Origin of the sequence: Haloechinothrix aidingensis, from assembly GCF_013450155.1 — a bacterium.
Taxonomy (GTDB): domain Bacteria; phylum Actinomycetota; class Actinomycetes; order Mycobacteriales; family Pseudonocardiaceae; genus Haloechinothrix; species Haloechinothrix aidingensis.
Genome location: NZ_JACCKD010000006.1, coordinates 227,462 through 249,353, shown reverse-complemented (window position 1 = coordinate 249,353; position 21,892 = coordinate 227,462). Strand labels below are relative to the sequence as shown.

General features: G+C 67.8%; 27 protein-coding genes. 9 read left to right on the top strand and 18 right to left on the bottom strand.

The features are described 5' to 3' along the window. Positions 1–4 precede the first annotated feature (4 nt). The 8 genes from H0B56_RS17120 to H0B56_RS17085 all read right to left on the bottom strand — a co-directional run bounded on the left by H0B56_RS17120 (position 5) and on the right by H0B56_RS17085 (position 7,102). Positions 5–913 carry a pilus assembly protein TadB gene (locus H0B56_RS17120; RefSeq protein ID WP_180894092.1) on the bottom strand — a complete coding sequence of 303 codons (909 nt, stop codon included), beginning with the start codon at positions 911–913 and terminating at the stop codon, positions 5–7. Next, positions 913–1,803 (bottom strand): type II secretion system F family protein, encoded by an 891-nt coding sequence (locus H0B56_RS17115; protein WP_180894091.1) that lies wholly within the window; start codon positions 1,801–1,803, stop codon positions 913–915. Before H0B56_RS17115 ends, H0B56_RS17120 begins: the two co-directional genes overlap by 1 nt. Then, positions 1,800–3,248, bottom strand: coding sequence for a TadA family conjugal transfer-associated ATPase (locus H0B56_RS17110; protein WP_180894090.1), 1,449 nt, complete (start codon positions 3,246–3,248; stop codon positions 1,800–1,802). The genes H0B56_RS17115 and H0B56_RS17110 overlap by 4 nt, the downstream gene beginning before the upstream one ends. Further along, complete coding sequence (locus tag H0B56_RS17105) at positions 3,245–4,066, bottom strand: CpaE/TadZ family protein (protein WP_180894089.1); 822 nt, start codon at positions 4,064–4,066, stop codon at positions 3,245–3,247. Before H0B56_RS17105 ends, H0B56_RS17110 begins: the two co-directional genes overlap by 4 nt. Positions 4,067–4,094: 28 nt before the next feature. Next, positions 4,095–4,769, bottom strand: coding sequence for an SAF domain-containing protein (locus H0B56_RS17100; protein ID WP_180894088.1), 675 nt, complete (start codon positions 4,767–4,769; stop codon positions 4,095–4,097). Between the two features lie 99 nt (positions 4,770–4,868). Beyond that, positions 4,869–5,858, bottom strand: coding sequence for a hypothetical protein (locus H0B56_RS23005; RefSeq protein WP_246361258.1), 990 nt, complete (start codon positions 5,856–5,858; stop codon positions 4,869–4,871). After that, complete coding sequence (locus H0B56_RS17090; protein ID WP_180894087.1) at positions 5,858–6,358, bottom strand: hypothetical protein; 501 nt, start codon at positions 6,356–6,358, stop codon at positions 5,858–5,860. Before H0B56_RS17090 ends, H0B56_RS23005 begins: the two co-directional genes overlap by 1 nt. Positions 6,359–6,592: 234 nt before the next feature. After that, positions 6,593–7,102 carry a prepilin peptidase gene (locus tag H0B56_RS17085; protein ID WP_180894086.1) on the bottom strand — a complete coding sequence of 170 codons (510 nt, stop codon included), beginning with the start codon at positions 7,100–7,102 and terminating at the stop codon, positions 6,593–6,595. Positions 7,103–7,459: 357 nt separating this feature from the next. Between H0B56_RS17085 and H0B56_RS17080 the strand changes: the two genes are divergently transcribed. Then, entirely contained in the window at positions 7,460–7,885 is a 426-nt protein-coding gene (locus H0B56_RS17080) for a winged helix-turn-helix transcriptional regulator (protein WP_180894085.1), read from the top strand. Between the two features lie 17 nt (positions 7,886–7,902). On the opposite strand, the gene H0B56_RS17075 is transcribed toward H0B56_RS17080, so the two are convergent. Continuing rightward, positions 7,903–8,430: a winged helix-turn-helix transcriptional regulator gene (locus H0B56_RS17075; protein WP_180894084.1), complete on the bottom strand. Its 528-nt coding sequence runs from the start codon at positions 8,428–8,430 to the stop codon at positions 7,903–7,905. A gap of 144 nt (positions 8,431–8,574) precedes the next feature. Here H0B56_RS17075 and H0B56_RS17070 point away from each other — a divergent pair, with 144 nt between their 5' ends. From H0B56_RS17070 to H0B56_RS17055, 4 genes are read left to right on the top strand one after another with little or no spacing between them, the layout of a single operon-like run. After that, the gene (locus H0B56_RS17070) at positions 8,575–9,042 is read left to right on the top strand and encodes a helix-turn-helix domain-containing protein (protein WP_180894083.1); all 468 of its coding nucleotides are present in this window, start codon (positions 8,575–8,577) and stop codon (positions 9,040–9,042) included. Positions 9,043–9,073: 31 nt separating this feature from the next. Next, on the top strand, positions 9,074–9,625 hold the full coding sequence (locus H0B56_RS17065; RefSeq protein ID WP_180894082.1) for a hypothetical protein: 552 nt from the start codon (positions 9,074–9,076) through the stop codon (positions 9,623–9,625). Further along, complete coding sequence (locus tag H0B56_RS17060) at positions 9,622–10,770, top strand: MAB_1171c family putative transporter (RefSeq protein ID WP_180894081.1); 1,149 nt, start codon at positions 9,622–9,624, stop codon at positions 10,768–10,770. Before H0B56_RS17065 ends, H0B56_RS17060 begins: the two co-directional genes overlap by 4 nt. 2 nt (positions 10,771–10,772) lie before the next feature. Next, positions 10,773–11,972: an FAD-dependent monooxygenase gene (locus tag H0B56_RS17055; protein ID WP_180894080.1), complete on the top strand. Its 1,200-nt coding sequence runs from the start codon at positions 10,773–10,775 to the stop codon at positions 11,970–11,972. A gap of 1,859 nt (positions 11,973–13,831) precedes the next feature. On the opposite strand, the gene H0B56_RS17050 is transcribed toward H0B56_RS17055, so the two are convergent. Genes H0B56_RS17050 through H0B56_RS17040 form a run of 3 tightly spaced genes read right to left on the bottom strand, consistent with a single transcriptional unit; the run spans position 13,832 to position 15,063 of the window. Beyond that, positions 13,832–14,092: a hypothetical protein gene (locus H0B56_RS17050; protein ID WP_180894079.1), complete on the bottom strand. Its 261-nt coding sequence runs from the start codon at positions 14,090–14,092 to the stop codon at positions 13,832–13,834. Then, positions 14,082–14,513 carry a hypothetical protein gene (locus tag H0B56_RS17045; protein ID WP_180894078.1) on the bottom strand — a complete coding sequence of 144 codons (432 nt, stop codon included), beginning with the start codon at positions 14,511–14,513 and terminating at the stop codon, positions 14,082–14,084. The genes H0B56_RS17050 and H0B56_RS17045 overlap by 11 nt, the downstream gene beginning before the upstream one ends. A gap of 58 nt (positions 14,514–14,571) precedes the next feature. Next, positions 14,572–15,063 carry a hypothetical protein gene (locus H0B56_RS17040; protein ID WP_180894077.1) on the bottom strand — a complete coding sequence of 164 codons (492 nt, stop codon included), beginning with the start codon at positions 15,061–15,063 and terminating at the stop codon, positions 14,572–14,574. 363 nt (positions 15,064–15,426) lie between these two features. On the opposite strand from H0B56_RS17040, the gene H0B56_RS17035 reads away from it, so the two are divergent. Then, positions 15,427–16,284 (top strand): helix-turn-helix domain-containing protein, encoded by an 858-nt coding sequence (locus tag H0B56_RS17035; protein WP_180894076.1) that lies wholly within the window; start codon positions 15,427–15,429, stop codon positions 16,282–16,284. Continuing rightward, entirely contained in the window at positions 16,281–16,508 is a 228-nt protein-coding gene (locus H0B56_RS23695; RefSeq protein ID WP_180894075.1) for a DUF397 domain-containing protein, read from the top strand. The genes H0B56_RS17035 and H0B56_RS23695 overlap by 4 nt, the downstream gene beginning before the upstream one ends. Positions 16,509–16,652: 144 nt before the next feature. Here H0B56_RS23695 and H0B56_RS23690 read toward each other — a convergent pair whose 3' ends face one another. Continuing rightward, complete coding sequence (locus H0B56_RS23690) at positions 16,653–17,048, bottom strand: GNAT family N-acetyltransferase (protein ID WP_180894188.1); 396 nt, start codon at positions 17,046–17,048, stop codon at positions 16,653–16,655. A gap of 30 nt (positions 17,049–17,078) precedes the next feature. Then, on the bottom strand, positions 17,079–17,213 hold the full coding sequence (locus H0B56_RS23305; protein ID WP_281373679.1) for a hypothetical protein: 135 nt from the start codon (positions 17,211–17,213) through the stop codon (positions 17,079–17,081). A 175-nt stretch (positions 17,214–17,388) separates the two neighbouring features. On the opposite strand from H0B56_RS23305, the gene H0B56_RS17020 reads away from it, so the two are divergent. Continuing rightward, on the top strand, positions 17,389–17,700 hold the full coding sequence (locus H0B56_RS17020; protein WP_246361257.1) for a hypothetical protein: 312 nt from the start codon (positions 17,389–17,391) through the stop codon (positions 17,698–17,700). Positions 17,701–17,918: 218 nt separating this feature from the next. On the opposite strand, the gene H0B56_RS17015 is transcribed toward H0B56_RS17020, so the two are convergent. The 4 genes from H0B56_RS17015 to H0B56_RS17005 all read right to left on the bottom strand — a co-directional run bounded on the left by H0B56_RS17015 (position 17,919) and on the right by H0B56_RS17005 (position 21,358). Continuing rightward, positions 17,919–19,079 carry a methyltransferase domain-containing protein gene (locus H0B56_RS17015; RefSeq protein ID WP_343063932.1) on the bottom strand — a complete coding sequence of 387 codons (1,161 nt, stop codon included), beginning with the start codon at positions 19,077–19,079 and terminating at the stop codon, positions 17,919–17,921. After that, positions 19,076–19,198: a hypothetical protein gene (locus tag H0B56_RS23300; protein ID WP_281373678.1), complete on the bottom strand. Its 123-nt coding sequence runs from the start codon at positions 19,196–19,198 to the stop codon at positions 19,076–19,078. The genes H0B56_RS17015 and H0B56_RS23300 overlap by 4 nt, the downstream gene beginning before the upstream one ends. Positions 19,199–19,472: 274 nt before the next feature. Further along, the gene (locus H0B56_RS23535; protein WP_180894074.1) at positions 19,473–20,642 is read right to left on the bottom strand and encodes a glycosyltransferase; all 1,170 of its coding nucleotides are present in this window, start codon (positions 20,640–20,642) and stop codon (positions 19,473–19,475) included. Continuing rightward, positions 20,543–21,358 carry an AP endonuclease gene (locus tag H0B56_RS17005; RefSeq protein WP_180894073.1) on the bottom strand — a complete coding sequence of 272 codons (816 nt, stop codon included), beginning with the start codon at positions 21,356–21,358 and terminating at the stop codon, positions 20,543–20,545. Before H0B56_RS17005 ends, H0B56_RS23535 begins: the two co-directional genes overlap by 100 nt. Positions 21,359–21,675: 317 nt before the next feature. Here H0B56_RS17005 and H0B56_RS17000 point away from each other — a divergent pair, with 317 nt between their 5' ends. Then, positions 21,676–21,819, top strand: coding sequence for a hypothetical protein (locus H0B56_RS17000; RefSeq protein WP_180894072.1), 144 nt, complete (start codon positions 21,676–21,678; stop codon positions 21,817–21,819). Positions 21,820–21,892: the final 73 nt, after the last annotated feature.

The window sequence follows — 21,892 nt, the reverse complement described above, 5'->3', positions numbered from 1 at the left end:
TCCGTCATGTGTGAGGGTAGAGATCCAGCATGCGGGCGAGCGCGGGATAGAGCACCAGCAGCACGAATCCGGTCAGCAGCAGGCTGGTCGGAAGGGCCAGACGTCGGCTGCGGGCGCCTGCTTCGGCGGTCTCGGCGGCCAGGGCGCTGCGCCGCAGTCGTGCGGCGGTGGCTGTCAGAGTGGTCTGGATCGCCGCGCCGTCGGCGGCGCTGGCGGCGATGTCGGCGAGTTCGCCGAGCTCGGCTACGCCGATACGCTCGCCGAGGTCGGCCAGAGCCTGCCAGTGGGACTGGCCGGTGTGCTCGGCGTAGGTCATGCTGGTGCGCAGCCGAACCAGTGGCCACGCGTCGGCCACGCAGGCGGCCTCGACCAGAGCCGGGCCCACCGCCGCGCCGCTGGCGCGTTCTTGGGCGACCAGCTCCAGATACACAGCCAGGCAGCGGCGGAACTCGTGCCGCCCGCGTGCGGCCTCGCCGGCCACCGCCGCCACCGGCACGGCCTGCCCGGCCACGGCGCCGGCCGGGGCCGCGAACAACGCCAGGCCCGTGGGCGGTGCCAGTCCGGTCACCGCCGCGATCCCGACCAGCGCCAGTGCGAGTGCCAGGCCACAGGCGGCCCAGGTCAGGCGGCGCGCCAGGTACCGGCGGGGGCTCAGGGCGAGGAGGTCGAGATCGGTGGCCGGGATGCCCCACCAGCGGTGCGTGCTCCCACCGGCGCGGGCCGCCCAGGCATCCAGCATGCGCAGGCCCCACGACGGGGCGGTAGCCTCCGTTCGGGTGCGGGTGGGATCGCCTAGGCGGTCCAGGGCGTTGGCCAGCCGGACCGGCGCCGGGGGCAAGGATGCGGCCAGGGCGCAGGAGAGGGCGAGGCCCAACGCGAGGCCGGGTAGGGCCATCGCGAGCGGTGGATGCATTACCGCACCCCCGTTCCGGACACGGGGGTGTGTCGGCTGCCGAGCAGGAGGCGGCCGGGCCGCTGGGGTCGGGACAGCCGGTACATCCACCAGCAGGCCGTGCCCATGACCGCCGCGATCAGTGCCAACATCAGCTGTCCACCTGCGCTGCTGTAAGGGGCGAGGAAGTCGCCGCTGACGATGACCAATCCGGCCACCATGGCGGCGGTGATCGTCAGGACCAGCCGCGCATCGGTGCGGGGCTTGGCGCGTTCGGCTTCGACCTCGCGGCGCGTGGCGGCCTCGGCGGCCAGCGCCTCGGCTTGGGCGTGCAGCACGTCGACCAGTCCCCGCCCACCGGCGCGCACGCGTAGCAGTAGCGCGGCCACGACCGCGTCGGCGTTCGGATCGGCCAGCTCCTCGGCGAAGTGACGCAGCGCCGGTTCCAGCCCGTCGCTGCGCAGTCGGCTCGCCATGTCGCGGATGGGTTGCTCCAAGGCTGCAGGCGGGGTGCGGGTGGCGGTGGTCGCGATGGCCTGCTCCAGGCCTCCGGCACCGGAGGCGAGCACGTCGGCGAGGCGGCGGCACCAGGCGGCCAGCGCTTCCAGACGCGTGATCACCGACTCGGCATCCGGCGCGGCCCACACTCGTGGCCCGGCCACCGTCGCAGCGGCCACGGCCAGCCCGGCCACCGGCCAGGTGGTGCCCAGCCATGCGGCCGTCCCCGCCAGCAGTGCCGCCGCGAGACGGCCCGGTCGGCGGCCGTGGTTCCGCGCTCGGCGCACGAGGCCGGGCAGCCGTCGGAACAGGTGGAGGGCTCGTAAACTCTCGCCGTGTCGGTAGGCGGCGTAGCCGGACAGGATCGCCAGGGCCACCGCCAGGCCGGGCAGGGTGGGCACGATCGCGGTCATGGTGCACTCACCCCGTGGCATGCGTCGTCGCCGGTGGCCGGGCGGGTCGGGTCGAATCCGTGGCGGCGTAACCGGTCCGCCAGCCCCTGGCTCGGGGCGAATGTGGCCGTGGCGGGGTCGCGCGCGTACAGCCGGGTGGTCTCGGGTCTGCCGGTTTCGCCGACCACACCTGTTTCGAGGACCTCGCTGACCCACCGATGCCGGTAGGGTCGCCCGGATGGTGTGGTGGTGTCGGTGGCCGCTAGGTGCACCACCAGGTCCAGGGCCGAGGCCGTCCAGGCGTGGGCGGCCTCCACTGGCAGCGGGGGCTGGGCCAGCAGGCCCAGGCTGGCGATGCGATCCGGCACGGCTTCGGCGCTTCGTGCGTGCAGTGTTCCCATGCCACCGGTGGCGCCGTTGCCCAGCGCCCGAAGCAGCGCGACGACTTCACCGCCGCGCACTTCTCCGACGATGACGCGTCGTGGGCTGTGCCGCAGTGCCTGGGTGAGCAGGTCGTCCATGCTGATCCGGCCGGCGCCGTCGGCGTTGGCCAGTCGTGCTTCCATGGGGGTGACCAGGGGCCGGCCCGAGGTCAGGTGCAGTCCGAGTTCCTGCTCGTCCTCGACGGTGACGACGTGTTCGGCTGTGGGGATCTCGTGGCACAGTGCTCGCAGCAAGGTGGTCTTGCCGACAGCGGGCCCACCGGTGATCAGCATGTTGAGTCCAGCTCGCACCGCAGCGGCCAGGAGCCCGGCCACGGTGTCGTCCAGGGTGGCGGACCGCACGAGGTCGCTGAGCTGGGTCTTGACCAGCCGATGGCGGCGGATTGCCACCCGGGGCCGGTCGGTGACCGCGGTGACCGCGGCCAAGCGTGCTCCCAACGGTCCACCCGCCGGGATGCGCAGGTTAGCCAGCGGCGAAGCCGGGGAGAACTCCCGTGCCGTCTGGCCGAGGCGTGCGCAGATGGTGGACAGCATCTCGATCAGTGCGGTGTCCGAGTCGGCGATCCGGCCGGGCCAACGCGCCACGGTGCCATCGGATCGTTCCAGCCAGACCTGGTCGTGCCCGTGAATGTGGATGTTTTCCACCTCATCCAGTTCGAGCAGCTCCGCCAACGGCCCCAGCCCGGTGAGCGCGGCCCACACCGCCCGTTGCAGAGCTCGCTCGGCCTCGGCAGTCGGTGGGGCCGTGCCGGCCTCGGCGCGGCGGCGCACCCAGGCGGCGATCTCCTCGGCGACGTAGCGCCACAGCTGAGCCTGTCGCTGGCCGGGCGCACTCGCCTGGTCGTCGTCCACGTCGACGCGGCGGGCCACCGCGTGGCGAATCTCCGCCACGACTTGCGGATCCGGCCACTCTCCTGGCGCCGCACCGGTCCCGCTGTTCGTTCCGGCGGGTGCGGCTGCCGTATCCGCACCATGCCGCATGGCGCCGTCGGTGTGGGTGTGCGTGGTACTGGCCGTACTCATGACCCGCTCCCGACCGCTGCCGGAACCTGGTGCTCGGCGGGTGTGTCACGGTGACCGCACTCGGTGGCGGTGTCGTTCAGCGCGGCCGCCAGCCGTGTGGCTTCGTGATGCGCGGCCACCAGCAGCGGCGTGCGCCGCGGTGGGTGGCCGGCGTCGTCGCCGTCGGATAGCGCCGCGGCGGTGGCGACGTCGTGCGGGAGCTGCAGTCCCGGCGTCATGCCCAGCGCTCGTTGGATGTCGCGGCTGCCAGCCGGGGTCGCGGCACAGATCGCCAGGCCCAACCGTGCGGGCTCGACCAGTCGGCGCAATCCTGCCAGGACCGGGCCGGCGCCGAGCGCGTGCCGGATGCGCGGCCGCACCGCCACCAGGACGAGATCGGCCGCGGCCAGCAGCGGCAGTGGTGTGGTCGGACCGTATCGGCCGGCGTCGACAAGCACATCGCATCCCTGCCCGGCGCGTGCCGCCAGGGCGCTCGCCAGGCGCTGCCAACCCGACGGTCCGATCGAGACCTGCTGGGCAGGATTCGACAGACCTGCCAGTATCCGAGCGTGCGCCGCGACCGGAACCTGTTGCAGATGGGGCCCCACCGCCAGTGGCCCTGCGGGCGACTCATGACGTGTGCTGGTGACGAACGACAGCACACCGTGATCACGATGGAAATGTCCGTCCACGAGCCACTGTCCTAACCAGCCTACAGTGAGGTCGCCTCCCGTGGGGTCGGTATCGGCGATCACGACCGGTCCCGGCCATCCGCAGGTCAGCGCGGCCACCGCCGTAGTGGCCCCCGGAGCGCCTTTGCTCGACAATATGGTGATCATCGCCATCGTCATCATCCCCCTTGATGTGTCACGAGCCCGGTCCGAGCACGACGAACACGACGTCGCCCGCAGCGGCGTTGATCGCGGCCTGCGACGCTCTGGCCGCGACTACGACGTCCACCCGGGTGCGGTCCTGGGTGTCGGTCTCACCCACTTCCACCACCCGAGCATCCACTGACTCGCCCGTCGTGGTGTCGGTCTCGGCAGGCGCGGACTCGGCCACGGGCACCACGCGTACCCGAGCGCCCGGCTGCACGCCGTGCGCGGGAAGGCTTTGACCGCGCATGCTCACCAAAATCTCCTCCGGGCCGGGTAGCGGGTGTTCCCGCACGTGCCCTGGCGCCAGCAGTGCGCCTCGCGGCACGCTCATCGCGGTGGTCCGGCCGAGCACCTGGTCCCGGTCGGCGGCCAGGACCACCGCCGTCGCCTCATCCGGGGCGGCCCAGGCAGTGGTCACGTTCTGCGCGGACAGGTTCGTGCCCCAGGGGATGTCGTGCGCGGCCACCAGGACCTCGACGCGTTCATCGGCCGCCGCGATCACAAGCCAGCCGCCCAATCCTCCGCATGCCGCCAGCGCGACCGCGATCCCGGCCAGCCACCAGCGGCGTCGGCGTGGCACGCGCGGAACGCGCTCGCTCGCCGCGGTGGTGGGTGGTGACACCTGGGCGTCTGCTGTGTCCGCCGCGTCGGGTCGTAGAGACACACCTGTGACCATCGAAGGCACCTACCTTCGTCGTCGATCTGTCGTGAATTTCGCGCTCGGTTCCCGCCGCCTGGACTGGATCGGCGGTGCGAGTCGTGATCAGTCCTGCCGCAACGACTGTGCCTCGGCGACCACGACGTGCTCGCTGGCTCGCGAAACCATCGTCGCCAGCTCACCCCCTTCGTCGGACGCTCCGTCCGAACCCTGCCAGCGCACCGACCACGTGATGGCGTATTCCACCTCGGCCTGCTCTCCCGGTAGGCCGTAGGTGGATTGGGTCAGTCGCAGTCCGCAGTCCGGGCTCGGCTCATGCATGCCGTACGACCGGTCGTACGGGGTTCCCGGGCCTGCGCACGAGGTCCGCTCGCCGGTGCTCCACTCCACAGTCAACCGCCGAGGTACGGCGACCGCCTCGGCCCACACCGGCCCGGCCGAGACCCGGGCGGACTGCTCGGTCCACGCCTCGGAATCGACCCACAGCCACGTGTGTTCGCGCACCATGGTCGCCGTGCGACCATCCGTCAGGGTCACCTCCGGCGACATGTTCGGTGTCGGCAGCGGCAGCTGCAGTCTCTGCCGCGCCCGCTCGGCCAGCTCCGCCGCCGAAGGCAGCGAGGCCGACGCGCCCGCCGCGCTGGGGCCGGCAGCGTCGCCATCGCCGATCACCCAGCCACCGCCAGCTCCGGGACACCGCACCCGAAACGCCAGCGACTCATCCCCACCACGTGTTCCCAAATGCAGGTCCGGAAACGTCGCCTTCAGCGCGTCCACCACGCGGTCACCCTCGACACCCCCGACGGCGGTGATCGGCTCATACGTGCACGCCGGTGTCGTCACACCACCGCTGTGCGACGACCCTGTCGCGCTATCCCCACCGGAGGCGTTTCCTGCCTGGGGGGCACGCAGGGAGTGCTCGGCCTCCATCTCCACCCGGGGTGGCGCGTGCCAGCCCAACTGGTCCCCGGGAGCCACGGTCACCTGGCCGGACTCCTCGTCCGGGTCGGTCTGCGCCGCATGCGGGGAGATGATCAGTATCGAGGCGGTGACGGCGCCGACGAGACCGACCCGCGATTCGTGGCGTGCGCGCATCAGCATTCACCGCCCGGATAGGTGATCTCGGCGACCTTCCATCGCCCGTCGCCTGTGTCACGCTCCATCCGCGCTCGTATCGGATTGCGTTCCACGCCGACGGTCTTACGCTCGCCGGTGTCGAGGTCGGCCTGTCCCGATTCGGACGCATCCTGGCAATCGACCACCACGGCCTCATCGGCGTCGATTTCCACTTCGGACACGCGCGACCGAACGTGCCCGTAGGAGGTGACACCGTCCTCGTGCTGGAACCGCATCCCCTGCAGGGTGGTACTCAGCTGCGGATCCACCGCGACTTGTGCCATCGACTCCTCCCACTCCGATTCTGGCTCGTGCGGCACCTCGTGGGTACGCGCCCAGAACCGGTCGTAGGCCTCGATCACCGCCGCCCGATCGTTCTGCTCGGTGCGCGTAGTCAGCTCCGACGAGGTCGGCGCCTGGACGTCGGAGTCGTGCCCGTCCCGATCGGGCATCTCGTCACAGCCAGCAATGACCAGCATCAGCGCCAGCACTGCACCGGTGATTGCGCCACGTGTGCTCCATCGTGTACGAGCCCGCATGAGATCCCTCCCAGCCACACGACTCCCCGGATAGCGGGTGGTCACCGTAGGCGCCCGATCGACTCCTACCGGTGACGCACACCACATCTACACGACGGAGAAGACCCACTTCAAAGTAGGAACATCAAGGTATGTAGCTACCGTTGGACGTGCGCCATGGCGAGCAAGCACCGGTCACGCCAGCACGATCGCGGTGATCGCGCCGGTGATCAACGACGGGCCCGCCGGGAACGTGGCCGCCGCAGTGCGGCGCGCGATCCCGACAAACACACCAACGACGCCGGTCAATCCGACCGCCAAGAGCAGCCCCAGCGCGAGACCTGACCAGCCGAACCAGCCCACGTACAGCGCAAGCGCCCCATAGAGTGCGGTATCGCCACCGCCCGTGTGGCCGGGAGCCAGTAGTTGCACCGCGGCCGCCACCAGGTACACGCCCACACCGGACAGCATCGCGACCATCAGGCGCGGCCAGGCACTCTCGATCACCGCAGCCCCCGCCAAGCACGCCACCCCACCGACTGCCATGGCCACCGTGCCGGCGTGCGGCAGGCGTCGACACCGAACGTCGACGAGGCCAAGGACAATGCCTGTGCAGGACAGCCAGAACCACGCCAGCACGCTCGCGCTACCAACGTACTGATGGGCCACGACAGCTAACACAGCTGCCGCAAGTGCTGTGGCCACGATCCGATCCGCCCGTGCTGCGCTACCCCCACGCCACCAGCCCGGGGCGAACAGTGGCTCGCGTCGCGCAGCGCGATCGGCCCACGCTGCCAGTGCCGGGCCGATCACCAGCCCCACCACGGCTGCCAACACAGCCGGACCCATATCCACCCACCATCCTTTCACCGGGCCCACGGCTGTCGGGTCAAGTCAAATGCGATCCACTCGACCCCGGATGCGTAGTTCCGACAGTCACGCTGAGTACATCTACGGATCCCAATCGACGCCCACGGCGATTACGCTGAGTAGAAAGAACGCGTCGGCAGCGTTGCCGCGCTGCCATGCTCGCCAGGATTGTTCGCGCGCAAGGAACCGCTGATGGACGCATCGCTCACACCGGACAGCGAGTCGTTCCGAGTGCATCTGTGCGATCTGTTGCGGTTGCTCAACCGGTACTGGGCACCGCACATCCTCACCGCCCTCGTCTCGGGTCCGATGCGTTACACCGACCTGCTGCACGCCTTGCAGGCCACTACCGGCCCCGACGCCTGGACGGGTAGGCCGTCCCGGCGCATCACCGACAAAGTGTTGAGGGAGACGCTCGAGGCCATGCACGAGGAAGGGCTGTTGCAGCGGCAGTGCACGCCTGACTCGACGATGCCTCCGCGGTTTGCGCTCACCACCACAGCCGCCGAGCTGCTCGACGCATTGCGCCCGGCGGTCTCTTGGGTGGTCGCACGTCCCGACGCCATCGCCCACGCCCAGCAGCAGCGCCAGCAGCGCGAGGCGTCGTCCCCGTGGTAACCGCGCGCGCCCGAGTGTCACGCCGCGCCGGTGCCGTGGCATCCGAGGCGGTGCGCCAAGTCCGGGTGGCACCGCGTCCAGTGCAGCAAGGGCTCGGCGGCATAGATCGCGTCGACGAACTCCGGGTGCAGCCGATAGCGCACACGTCCGCCGCGCACGCCTTCGCGAATGATGCGACCTTCGGCCACCATCCGCTTGAGGATGCGTGTAAGCACGGTGGCATGCAGCACGACTGGCCGACCGCGTGAGGCCGCTGCCGTCGAGTACGACTGCATCCTGGCCTGGAGGTCCGAGTAGCTGCGAGGTCCCTGCCAGAGTGCGGCGATCACCGATGGTGCCCACTTGTCGCTGAACAGATGCGAGACCGCCGAGAGCTGCCGTACGAAGTCATCCTCGGCGGGTGCGTCCCGGACCATCAGGTGTCCCTCGTCCCCTGCCGACGTCGTCTGGCACCAACCACTGCCGGGAACGGAGGTGTCCCGAACTGCGCTGACCATCACGATCCTCCCCTGCCGCAACACCACACCGTCGTCACTGACGTGCATCGCTCAGGTGATGGTGCGATTCACTTCAGTTGAGCTACGGTAAGCAGCAGTCTATGTTCACGCAGTACGCATATCAACTGAGATGAACAGCATCACCTAATAGAGTGTTCATATCAGTGAACGACACAAGGCTGGGACATCGCGATGGACACGCCACACGGACCGGAGCAGACTCTGGCCGACAAGCTCAACCGGTTGTTCGCCACCTGCCCCCGTGCTGACGGGCGGGAGTACAGCAACCAACAGGTGGCCAGTGCCGTCCAGGACAGTGGTGTGGTCCGCACGATCTCGCCCAGCTATATCTGGCAGCTACGCACCGGGGCCAAGGACAATCCGACCTACCGCCACCTGCGCGGGTTGGCCGAGTTCTTCGGGGTGCCGGTGTCGTACTTCTTCGACGACGAGGTCAGCGACCGTGTCGACGCACGGCTGGCGGAGATCCGTGCCGAACGCCGACGCGTCAGCGAGCTGGTCAGCGATGACCAGGCGCGAGTGATGGCACTGCGGGCCGGGGAGCTCTCACCCGAAGGGCGACGGCAGGTGATGGATTTGCTGGATGTGGTCTACCGGCTCGAGCGGTCCGAACGTGGCACCCAGGAGCCCGGCGGGTAGCCGCCCGCGTCTCGCGTGAGGAGCGTCGGTGATGCGGGAGCGGCAGCTGCGGCGACGATGCCGCCGACTGTTGCGGGCACTCGACATCCAGCCGCCGCTGGATGTCGAGCAGCTGTGCGAGCGCATCGGTCGAGTCCGTCATCGCCCGATCCGGCTGGTGCCCCACCCCATTCCGGTGCCGGGGCCGTTCGGGGTGTGGGTCGCCACCGGCGAGCGGGACTACATCCTGTACCAGCAGGAGACCAGCGCGCCCCACCAGAACCACATCGTGCTGCACGAGTTCGGGCATATCCTGGCCGGGCATCGCAGTGATGAGACTGATGACGCGCTGCTGAGCCAGCTGTACCCGGGCACCGATCCGGGAACGCTCCGGCAGCACTACCCGGAGTTGACCCCGGATGCGATCCGTCGTGCGCTGCGGCGCACCGCCTACGATTCCGAGCAGGAGCGCGAGGCGGAGCTGGCGGCGACCATCATCCTGGAGTGGGCCAGCGTGCTCGACCAGGTCGCGCTGCGCGGTGGCGCCGATGCCGCCACCCGCCGGCTCGGCAGCGCCCTGCAGGATCGGCTGGGTTGGCTATGACCATCACTCAGGTGATCCAGGGGATCGCGGCGCTGACGGTGCTGGCCTGGCTGGCGGTGCGGCTGGCTCGCACGCCGCGGGACGTACGGCTGTGGGCGATCGCGGGGTTGATCGCCACCTGGGGCGCCGCGTATCCGTTCGGGGTGGCCGCCACCGACGGGGTCGCCCTGGCGGGGTTGGATCCGATGACCTCCCGGCTGGTGCAGCACCTGCTGCTGCTGGCCGGAGCCTACGCGCTGATCTGCTTCTTCCTGTTTTCGGCCTTCGATGCTGCTCGTGCCCGGCTTCAGGCCAGTGGGCACGCTCTGCCGTTGGCGACGGCGATGGTGATCATCATGCTGGCCGCGGCGGCGATTCCCGACACCCTGCGGCAGGCCGCGGCGATGCTGCCCGGTGGTAACCATCCCGAACCGCGTGGGATCACCAGCATCGGCGCCTTCTACACCACCGCCAACTCCTACCTGCTGGTGGCGTTTACCTCCGCGCTGGTGCTCACCCTGGTCTACGCGCAGCGGGCCGAACCCCGGTTGCGGCGGGGGCTGCGGTTGGTCGCCCTCGGACTGGCCGCGATCGTGGCGGCGAACTCGACCTTCGTGGTCGCCAACATCGTGCGCTGGGCCGGAGGAATCATGCCCCAGCCGCTGCTGACCGCGGCCATCGTCGTGCTACTGCCCGGGGTCCTGCTGTTTCTGGCCGGCATCATCTACCCGGCCATGGTCATGCGGCTGGCCGCCATGCGCCTGTGGTGGCGCCACCGCCGCACCTACCACCAGCTCGAACCCCTCTGGTCGCTGCTGCACGCCCAGTTCCCCGAAGACCACTTGCCACGCCTGCCCGGCCGCCGCTGGATCGAGGCGCTACGCCCGGGCGGGGTGCACACCCGCTACTACCGGCGTGTGGTCGAATGCCGCGATGGGCTGGTGCGCCTGAGCCCCTACCTCGCCCACCTGGAACACAGCCACGGCGGTGACGACCAACCCCTGGCGCGTCGAATCCGCGAAGCCCTGCACGCCCATGCGACCGGGCAGGTGGTACCCGCCCATGCGATACCCATCGCCGTGCCCGATCAGCCCGGGCTCGACGCCGACGTCGACCAGCTACTCACCCTGGCCCGTCAACTCGATGCCGCACACCCCCGGAGGTGACCGTGACCCATGCTGTGATCATCGGCGGCGGAGTCGCCGGACCCGCTGCGGCCATGGCCCTGCAGCAAGCCGGCATCGAGGCCACCGTGCACGAGGCCTACCCCACCGGAGCCGATGACGTCGGTGCCTTCCTGAACCTGATGGCCAACGGCATCGACGCGCTCGCCGCCATCGGCGCCGACCAGCTCGTCATCGACCACTCCCTACCCGCCGAACGGGTCGAGTTCCTGGCTGGCTCCGGCCGCCCGCTGGGCGCGGTCCCCATCACCGGCACCGCCCGCACCCTCACCCGAGCCGCCCTCTACCGCCTACTGCACGACGAAGCCACCCCGCGCGGCATCACCATCCACCACGGCAAGCGTCTGATCGGACTCAGCCACAGCGGCGATACACACGTCACCGCGCGCTTCGCCGACAACACCGACACCCAGACCGACCTGCTCATCGGCGCCGACGGCGTCCACTCCACCACCCGCGGACTCATCGACCCGGCCGCCCCCGCGCCCCGCTACCTCGACATGATCACCGTCTGCGGCTACACACACCACAGCCCCGAAACGACCCCAGTCGGCACCTACCGCATGGCCTACGGCCGCCGCGCCTTCGCCGGCTACACAACCGATCCCGACGGCACCACCTGGTGGTTCGTCACCATCCCCAGCCGCGAACGCTCCCGCACCGAGCTGGCCGCCACCACCAGCCAGCAGTGGAAACGCCACCTGCTCGAACTCCTGGCCCGTGACCACACACCCCTCGCCAGCATCGTCGCAGCCTGCGACAGCACCATCATCGGCACCGGCGCCTACGACATCCCCCACCTGCCCACTTGGCACCACCACCACGCGATCGTCCTCGGCGACGCCGCACACGCCGCCTCACCCAGCGCCGGCCACGGCGCCTCACTGGCGCTGGAAGACGCCGTCATCCTCGCCCAATGCCTCCGCGACCTCCCCGCCATCCCCGAAGCCTTGGCCACCTTCGAACACCTACGGCGATCCCGCGCCGAACAACTCGTGGCCACGAGCGCCAAAATGACCGGCCGCGCCATCCCCGGTCCCCTGACCCGCCGAGTACGCGACGCACTCCTGCCACTGCTGCTCCGTGGTGGACCCCGCAACACCTCGGCCTGGCTGACCAGCCACCACATTGACTGGCACATCCCCGTCACCGACACAACCAGCAGCGCCACAACGACTGAGTGATCTCAGAGATGGGTTCGCGGTCATTCATCCGCGCCAGGACCGTGGCCCTGACCGTTCGGTCGCAATGCTGATGCTGGTCCAGCAGCACGCGTATCGTCAGCGGCTCCTGTCACGACCGGAGCCAGAGCGTCACCCAGAGCAGTTCGCCGCGACCGATCACTACCGATACGACCAGCGCACCAGGACCACCTTTCGCCGTACTTGGGCTGCGGATCAGCGAGCAGCACTATAACGTTGATAACGTGATATGCACGTGCATCTGCAAATGCAGATCGCCCTGCAGATGAATGTATCCGACGACGCCATACCCGTGATCACCATGCCTTCCACTCGCGCACGCATCACGCGCACACTGCCTCACCTACACGAAAACATCGTTGATGACCTCGATGAACCGGAACACCTCCCGGTCTGCGGCACGGCACGCGTCGACGACCTCGACCGCGACCCAGTCGCGTGTTACACCCGCACGACGAGTGGCCTTGCTCCGCTGTGCGCGGTTCCGACCACTTCGGCTCTGTTATCTTTTCGTAACCATTCGCCGCTTTTGTGGCACCGGCCGCCGCATCGGGGCTCAATGGGCATGCGTTGGCGCACCGGGCTGACCATCATGAGGGCGCTGGAAACAAGATCGCGGCTCCCCGAGGCAACCGGGGAGCCGCGTGTCCGCCAGCAACCCTGCAACGTTTCCGAGCTAGACAGGAGGGCCGACAGACATGCGTAACCTAACGCAGTTCTGGTCACGCCGACACTCCCCTTCCCCCACACGGGTGCGAACTGTCCGTAGCAAGCCTCGTGAGGATCCCGCTCCCGAGGTGGGCCTGGACGAGTTGCTGGATGCCGACACGGATCGGTTCGCACCAGTAGCCGCCCCACCCTGCCGAGCCCGCAGACACCAGCCGTTCCCGGTCGATAAGGGTGCGTCCCACGGATGGGTCGGGCTTGTCGAGGGCATCCTGTTCCGGCCTGCTTGGTGGCCCACCTGGCGGGCATTGATCCTGCTGGTCGCAGCGACACTAGCGATCAGCGCCACATCGATCATCTCCATCGATACGTCGGAGACTCTGATCACCGTCGCGGGCTGACACGACTGCCGCCGTCGTGGGTGGAGGTGGGATGCCGCTGAAGATGGCAGCGGCATCCCACCTCCGGTACTGCACCAGCGGCAGCCGCAGCGACCCCGGCTCGTGGGCACATGCGGGCACACCGCCAGATTGGTCCACCGGAGTTCACACGGGATGAGCCTGCGACCGGCAACGCGCACGCGCCACCTCACCACCACTGCTGAGGGTAGGTGCCATCGGAGCACGAGTGATCGTCCGCTACACGGTAGAAGATCTGGGCAACGGCCAGGGAGCTGCGCCACGTTGGCCACAGCCAGCGCACCGGGCCCTATGGGTGCGGGTCGGCCGTAACGGGATCCACGTCCCGGTGCCGTAGCGGCGGCAGTGCTCACCATCGCAGGCGGCATCCCCGGCGCGTGGCGACCGGCACAACCGCATCCGGCCACCCCCGGGGGCGCGGCGATGACCGGGCCCAGGATCTGCGCCCACCACGTCGGCGAACAGGCTGCCGGACGGTTCGATCGCATCCACCCCCAGTCCGCAGGGCAGCAGCACGCCATACCAGGTGATCTTCCAGATCCGGGCCGCAGCCCGCGTACTGCGCATCGGCTGCGCATACCATTGCTCTTCGACCAGGCGCAGCCCCTGCACACTGGGGCATCCCGCTCAGCCGGTGGCGGTAGGATGGCTGTCGAGTACGATCGTCCCTCTTCGCGACACCGCATCGGTTGCGACCGTGCACACTCCACCGACGGCCAAGCCCAGCCGATCCGACCCGCGGCAACGGGTCTGTGCTCATGACCGACCGTCCTCGTCGCCGCTGTCGGGCCCAGGGATGTACTCGATGCCGTCATCGTCGACCACTGGGGGTTCGGGGTCGACCACCGAGCGCTGGGCCCGGCGGGTGAACTCGGCGCCGATGGCGGTGTACTCGCCTCCCAACCAGGCGGTTGCCTCGCGGGAGAGGGCGCCCTCGGTCAGGGCGAAGAAGGACTCGGTGACCGTGCGGTGGGCTCGTGCGATACGTGCCAGGAATTCGCGGTCCTCAGCCAACACTGGTGCCCCCTGACGTTCTGCTGTGTGCGGCGTGAGTGTGGCAGGCGCGCCGGGCCAGGCCCAGCACTACCGAGTAGGCCGGCAGCCCGCGCCGGGGCGACGGTGGGCAGATCCACTGCACATCCGGGCGCAGCATCCCAGGTACCGGCAGCACGACCGGCTCACCCGATCGAATCGGACGCACCCCGGCTGTCTGCAGGTCATCAGCTAGTGCAGCCTGGGGCTTGTGGCGCGGCTGGGTCAGCAGCAGCCATTGCGGACATCGCCCGCCACGGGTGGGCAGAGTGGTAATGGCGGCCGGCTGCAGCGCGGTAACCAGCCCGTGCAGTACTGCCTCACCGAGCGGGGTGGCGGGCATGCTCACCGCATTCACCACCGCACCAGCGGCCAGGTGCACTTGCCTGCGCTGCTCATCGACCACGACCGGCCAGCCGAACTCGGCGACATAACAGTCCCGGGCCGCCGCCAGCAGACCAGCCTCACGCCGCCCGCACGTTGCGGGCCCGGTCCGTGTGCGCCCACTGGCCACGGGGCTCGGGGACGCCATTGCTTTGACCATCATGATCACGTCCTTCGTCTATACAGCCGTTACCCAGACCCGCCAGTGGACGGAAACGCGGCACCGTCGGCGGATCCCCCGCATCCACACCCTCCGGATCGGCCACTGCGGGCGGTTGCGGACCGCCGAAGACCACCCGTACCCGCCCCGACCGCGACACCCGCCACTCGTCCGGGTCCGCGGCCGGGTCCACATCCTCCTGGCCGGTGCCGCCCCCTTCGGCGGCAACTCGCTCGGCGTGTGTAGCGCGATGCCCGCCATATCGGCCCTTGCCGATTACCCCGAGCAGTGCGGTCGCCGCCGTAGACATCGCCGCCTGCAACCGCTCGGCCTGACCGCGCGAGAGCACCACCTCACCCACCGGCGAGCTCAGCACCACCCCACCCGGACAGGCCCACACCGTCACCGCCATCCGCCGCCCCTGCTCATCCCGAGCCCACACCGTAGAAACCGGCCGCGCCCGCCCATACCGCCACCGCGCCAACCACCCCCACCAACCGCGCCGCAACCGATGCCGACCCGACATTCCAACCACCGTCCAGTACCCAGGGCCATACGTTCACGACGCCACACATAGGGCAGGAAGCAACGCGCGGGCCGATCCGGCGACGAGACGCTGACTGATGGCGCCTGATCACCACATTGCACTAGTCCCGCACCTGCTACGCTTGCCAGCCATTACAACGTGACGCGTTACTGTGACAAGTTAGAAAGTGACGCGTCACATGTCAAGCTAGCCCGTGCTGACGTAGAGGAGTACACGGAGGAGGTCTTGATGCCGACGTCCAGCCCAACGGTGCTGAAGTGGTGGATCGCCTTAGAACTGCGCAGGCTCCGTGACAAGGCAGGGATCAATCGGCAGCAGGTCGCTGATCGGCTGGTGTGCGCGGTGGGCAAGGTGACACACATCGAGATCGCACGAAACTTGCCAAAGGCCTCGGAGCTGCGCGAGATGCTCACGCTGTACGGTGCCAGTGATCGCGAGGACAGATTTATCGAGCTACTCAAAGCGGCACGAACCGGATCGGACTGGTGGACACAGTTCGCCGGTGCCGCACCCGCGTGGTTCGATCTTTACCTGGGTCTGGAGTCAAGCGCCGCACAGATCGAACGGTACGACGCGCTCGTTATACCGGGCCTGTTCCAAACCGCGGCGTACGCCGAGGCCGTGATCCGCCAGGGTCGACCAGAGATCACTGAGCACGAGGTGAACCGGCTCGTCGAGCTACGACTCGCTCGACAGGAACTCCTGCAAGGGCCAGAGCCACCCACCGTGTGGTCGGTCATCGACGAGTCCGTCCTGTATCGCACGGCCAAGGGCCCACAGGTGATGCGGGAACAACTGGACCATCTCGTCGAGCTCGCCGAGCATCCCACGGTGACGATCCAAGTGTTGCCATTGAACGCAGGTCCGCACGCTGGAATCAACGGGTCGTTCATCCTGCTGCAGTTCGACGATCTGATCGGCAACCCGTCCGTCGCCTACACCGAAGGTCTCCTCCAGGGCACCTACTACGTGGAACCCGAAGAGATTCGCGAGTATCGCAACGCCTTCACCCACATACAGATCGGAGCGCACAAGCCCGTAGAATCAGCTCAGATCATCGCCCAACGCGCGGAGGAGCTTCAGTGAACAATCACGTTGCCGCCGACGGCTTCGGGCAGACGACTCCATGGCAGAAGTCGTCCCACTCGAAGGCTGAAAGCGACTGCGTGGAAGTTGCGGCAGCGCAAGGGCGAGTGGGTATCCGTGACTCCAAGCTCGCCGACGACAGCCCGATCCTACGGCTCAGGGCAGATGAGTTTCAGGCGTTCCTTCGCAGTGCGAAGGCTGGGACGGTAGATCCTCAGGCTTGAAGCAACGGGTGCCGTGGGCCGTCAAGCGGCCCCGGCACCCGCTAGCCAGGTCTCATCGGAATCGCGATGTATCGACCTACGCACGCAGAGGCGTCCGGTAACGGTGGGTGCATCAGCTGGCCTCTGTATTCGTCTACCGCGTGATCAGCCCCGTCCGCACCACCATAGATGGAGACCATCCGCATCAGGTCGCCGAGAGCCCGTTGGCCGTAACCCCGTCGGAGGCTCTCCCAACGCCCGGATGTACCAGTACAGCGGGCCGTCGTCAGCATGGACGCGGTGAGTGTAGCTGAGCCCCGCACGGTGGGCTAGTGCGATGGAGGCGGTGTTGTGGGGATGGATGCGTAGCACCGCCTGTCGTGTGGCGGTCCGGGTGGAGAGGTAGTGGCAGGCCAGCAGTACGGCTCGGGTGGCCAGGCCCCGGCCGCGCCACTGGGGGTAGAGACCGTAGGCGATGTTTGCCTGATCCCTGGCCAGATGGTCCTGCCTGGTATGGGTATCCAGCGTGCCTGCGATCTCGGCGGTGGCGATGTGCTCGATCGCGAAGGTCTTGGTCGGGCCGTCCTGTGCTCAGTGGGCGATAGCTCGCCCGATGTAGGCACGCACCGAGGCAGGCGTGCCGGGCCTTCCGGACGGCCAGCGCACGAGTTCGGCATCCTCGCCCGCACGGTGCGCAGGCGCATCGGTCATACTGATCGGGCGCAAGCGCGGTACACCATCCCCTAGCACGGGCTTATACATGGTCTTGCCTCACGCCCGGTGTGTACTGCCTGGCCTGCGCGTTGATCGTGCCGCTGCCCTGCCCCAGAATGGCTCGAAGTCTGATCGTGTGCCTGCGCTCCCATCGACATTGCCGCTTCCATGCACGACAATCGAACTAATGTTCGATAATCAGCCGACGCTGGAACGGCGCGGACGTCGGAGTGCGATCAGGCCGCCGAAGCCGGTCTGGGTGGACCTGGGAGCGGTCTACCCCCTGCGCCAGCGACCTCGACTGTTTCTCGTCGACGGGCTCGACCTCCAAGCGACGGTGCCGGGCGAGCTGAGCATGTGGGACCGCACCACCACCGGGCACTGGATCGGTTGGGTCACCTTTCCCGTCAGCTCCGGAGCCGGCACGGCGTGGCTAAACCAGTGGATCTTCGCCAGCGCACTCACCCCACGGATAGACGCACCTGGGTATCGCCGATAAGGCGGGCACGGCGAAACTCTAGAACGTTACGTCCACGTTGGTGGGTTGACACGATGCCGATGTCTGTCGAGTAGTCGGGCAGCACGCGCGGTTTCCTCGGCGACCATGACAAGGGGTGGCGTCGGTGCGCCGTGTTGTAGTCGTCGTGTTCGCTGGTGCGTTCGGTGCTGGTGTGGGGTGTTGCGCCCTGCCCGAGGTCGCTTCGATGCTTGTGATTCTCATTGTTCGGCGAGGGTGACGCTCTGCTCGTATGGGGTGACAGTCCAGTCCCAGGTTTCGAGTGTTGGTTGATGGTGGTGTTGCCACCATCGGTATGCGGTTTCTACCTCGTTCCAGAGCTTGCGCGGCCCGCGTTGGCGCACGATGAAGCGATGTTCGTCGTCGGTCGGCACCGCGCTGGCCCACGAGCCGGTGACGGGGTCGAGCAGCCAGGCGAGGCCGTACCTGCGTTCGATAGTTGGCTTTTCGAGGTTATAGCGGCAGCAGGGAACCGCGAGCGCGATGGCCCATCGGGCTGCCTCGTCCAGTAAGGCGACGAATGGGTTGGTGGTGGTGATCGAGACGTCAGCGCTGTCGTCGTCCCACCGCAGCTGGGATGCGCGAGCAGCAGCCACGCGTTGTTGTCGTAGTTCCATGAAGCCGACTCGCATCGCGCAAGCGCGTCCGGTGGCAGTGCCGTCGGCATTCACGACGAACCGCACCAACGGTCCTGATGCGAGGTCGGTGCGCATAGGGGTCAGCACGATACCGTCAGCTCGGCTGTGATCTACCCATTCGTACGGGAGTCGACCGACGTGTACCCCTGCTGTGACGATCACTCGATCCCACGGCTGTTCGGGTTCGACGCCTGCGACTCCGTCGGCGACGACGACCCGTACGTTGCTGTAGCCAGCCTGCACGAGCCTCACCCGCGCTAGCTCGGCGAGGTCGGGATCGATCTCGACACTGGTGACCTGCCCTGCGGGGCCGACGAGCTCGGCAAGCAACGCCGCATTGTATCCGGTGCCAGTACCGATCTCCAGAATTCTCTCGCCCGGTTGCGGAGCGAGTTCGGCGAGCATGCCGACGACGAGTGACGGCATCGATGTAGAGCATGAGGGTCGGTATCCGGTCTCGGGCCAATGAGTAGCTCCGTCGTCGAACTGTGTGACGATGACACGATCGGAATTGACCAGCCTGTACCAGTGTTCGGGTTCACGTTCGCGGTCGATCGGCATGTATGGGTCGTCGTCGCTCTCCTGTGCCCATATGCGGTCGGGAATGAACTGCTCGCGAGGCACCGTACGAAAGGCCGAGGCGCATATGACGGGGAGTTCGCCCATCGATTCGAGCTCGGCGGCCAGATGATTGACGTTGTCGTCCTCGGCGGTGCTGGTCACTTCTTGCCGTACTCCTTGGGATCGATGTCCTTGGGCTCTTTGCCGGTCTTCTTGTCATCCTGGACCGAATGCTTGCCGTCATCCTTTGGCGCCTTGTCGCCGTCGTCCGTCTTCGCCAATTTGGGAGCCCTTCGTGTCATCTCGTTGATGGCGAGTCTGAGGACCAGGTAACCGTATCGACGGTTCGTCCTCTAGAGCACTCATCAGGCGAATGTGAGGCGAACTTCGGGCGTCGTTCGGTATGCGCAGGCGAGGTCTCTGCTCGGCGATTGTTGACTCGTCTGGCTCACCAACGTCAGTGCCGGTAGCAGCGGGACGCGTGGAGCGTCCGATCGGGTGTTGTCTGCGGGGGAAAGCGAGTCGGGGATGCGGGGCCATGCCCTGGACCGCTCCTCAACTGGTGAGTAGTCGGCGGGCGAGGTACTGATACGTGGTGGCTACGGTGACCCAGCTACCGGGGTGAGGGTCCTCCGGCGCTGGGGTGAGCGCGCCCGTTGATAGCGCGTGTTCGGTGGCCGCTATGGCCGGACCGGGATCTTGCTCCGGTGGGTACAGCATGCGGGGTCGACCATGTGTGATCTCGTTTACGGCGGGCAGGTCGGGTGCGATAACGACTCGGCCGAGGGCAGAGGCAGTGATGACTGATGCTGGTCGGCATACCTTGGTGAAGAATGCCCACGGCCCGTCGGTGCGGTAGGGGCACAACGCTGCGGCAGCGACTTTGTAGAGATCGGGGACGTGTTCTGCGGGAATGGTGTGGGGGTGGCGATGCACTCGGGAGCCGCAGGTTCGCATGAGTTCGGTGATGCGCCGGTTGATGCTGTCGGTTTCGCTGGTTCCGACGAGGAATAGCTGCGCTGTTCGGGTGTGGGTGTGAAACGCTTCGAGCGTCTCCGGGATGGCCTTGTAGCTGGTCAGGTGTCCCAGCGTCAGGATCGGCAGCCGCGTTGCGCGCATGTGCTCGACGAGTGCGGATACATGCGAGGGCTGTGAAGTGGTCGGCCGCGGGGGCATGCCGGCCCCCCAGCCGGTGACGACGACGGGTGCTGCGGTGTGATTGCGCAGGTATGCGGCGTCGGCGTGGGTGTGGCTGATGACCGCGTCACAGTTGGCCAGCACGGAGTTGGCAACGTGGCGGTCGAGTCTTCCGGGTGGCGGATCGCCGATGGGCAGGAGGTTCTGCACGGTCCAGACGACCCGCCAGCCGCGGGCGCGAAGGTCTTGGATCTGTGTCAGGAAGGCGTCGGCGTGTTCGGCTGTGCGACGACCGTGGGAATCTTGATACAGCCGTTTGAGCCGGTGCAGATTCACCACTCCGGGCTTGGTGAACGTGCGGGTGAGCTCGTGCAGTGTCGGGGTGAAGTGCATGTCGACGACGGGGTCGGCGTGGCGGTGAAGTTCGGCGAAGTACGGGCTCGGTCGGTGCGGGTGGGTGGACACGATGACCCATGGGCGCATGCTGGTCACCCGTTCGTCACTTGCTGGTGTCTGTGCTGCCACCACTGCAGTGCCGAGCGGTACCGGTGGAGGCATTGGGCCGGAGAGCGATCCCGTCCGGTCCACTCGAACGCCACCTCGAGATTGTGGCCGGTGTCGATGTGCCGTACGGCGCATTCGGCGGTGTCGACATGGCCGATACCATCGAGTCCGGTTCCATCGTCGGACAGATGGAGCACTTTCGCGGCGGCCAGGAGCTGGTCCACAGCAACCGAGTCGTCAGGGTGGAGGCGTTGTCCCCGGTGTATCTGGCCGGTGTCGATCAGGAGCCGTAGATGCGGTCCGTTGTCGAGGATCCTGCGAAGCAGCTCCAGCGAGCTGGCGAGTAGCCAGTTCGGATGATGCAGCTCGATCAGCACGGTGATCGGGTGGTTGGTGTGAACCTCGGGCGGCAGGTACACGGGTTCGGGCAATCGTTCTGGTGGGGTGCGGGCTAACACTCGTATCCATTGACAGCCGAGGACGCGTGCGGCAGCCGTGAGCGCTGTCGTCTGTGCCGTGCTGTCGGGGTCGGACCTGAGGAGATCGACGAGATCAACATCGCAGGTCAGGCCGGTTACGGGAATGGTGTGTGTGGCCACCCGCGCCCAGTGTCGCAGGGTGCTGGTGTCGCGTCGGGCGAGATCGTAGCCGCGCGGACCGGCGCGCAGGTGCATGAAGGGGAGCCCGTGTTGATGTGCCCAGCTCAGCAGCCCGGGGACGTCGAGGTCACGTGCGCCGATGCTGTACAACCCCACCGGCGAGCCCGCGTGCGTGGTGTCGGTACTCGCATGGGATGTCACTGCCACTCCAGGATCAAGATCGGTTCCGTCGGCCGGGCGTGAGGACGCTGCAAGTACTCGAATAGCTGTGGAGCGTGCGCTCCCGGGACGAGCCGGCAGCAGGCAGTGGTGAGGTGTGGCGTGACCGCGGACGTGAGCCAGCGCGCACAGGTGGCGTATGCCTCGCGGTAGTGAGCGTGGTCGTAGGATGCGAGCTCGTGCATGCCGTGAACGGTCCATCCGCTCCGATGCATCGGGAGGGCGGCAAGGCGGTGTGCTTGGTTGGGGGTTCCGAGCAATCCCAATACGCCGCCCTCGTTGAGCCAGGCGGTGGCTCGGTGCGGCTGCCCGGTGGCGTCAATGACCACGTCCGCGGTGTGCGTGTCGGTGGCTGCGACAAGGACGACGCCCGGCACAGCAGCGACGGGCGGATCGCGTCGTGTGGTGAGTACGCGCACGCGCTGCGCACCGCGTCGATGTAGCTCCAGCACGCAGCCGAGTGCGACAGGCCCGGAGCCGATCACGAGCGCGTCGTGCAGCTCCGCATCTGCCGCG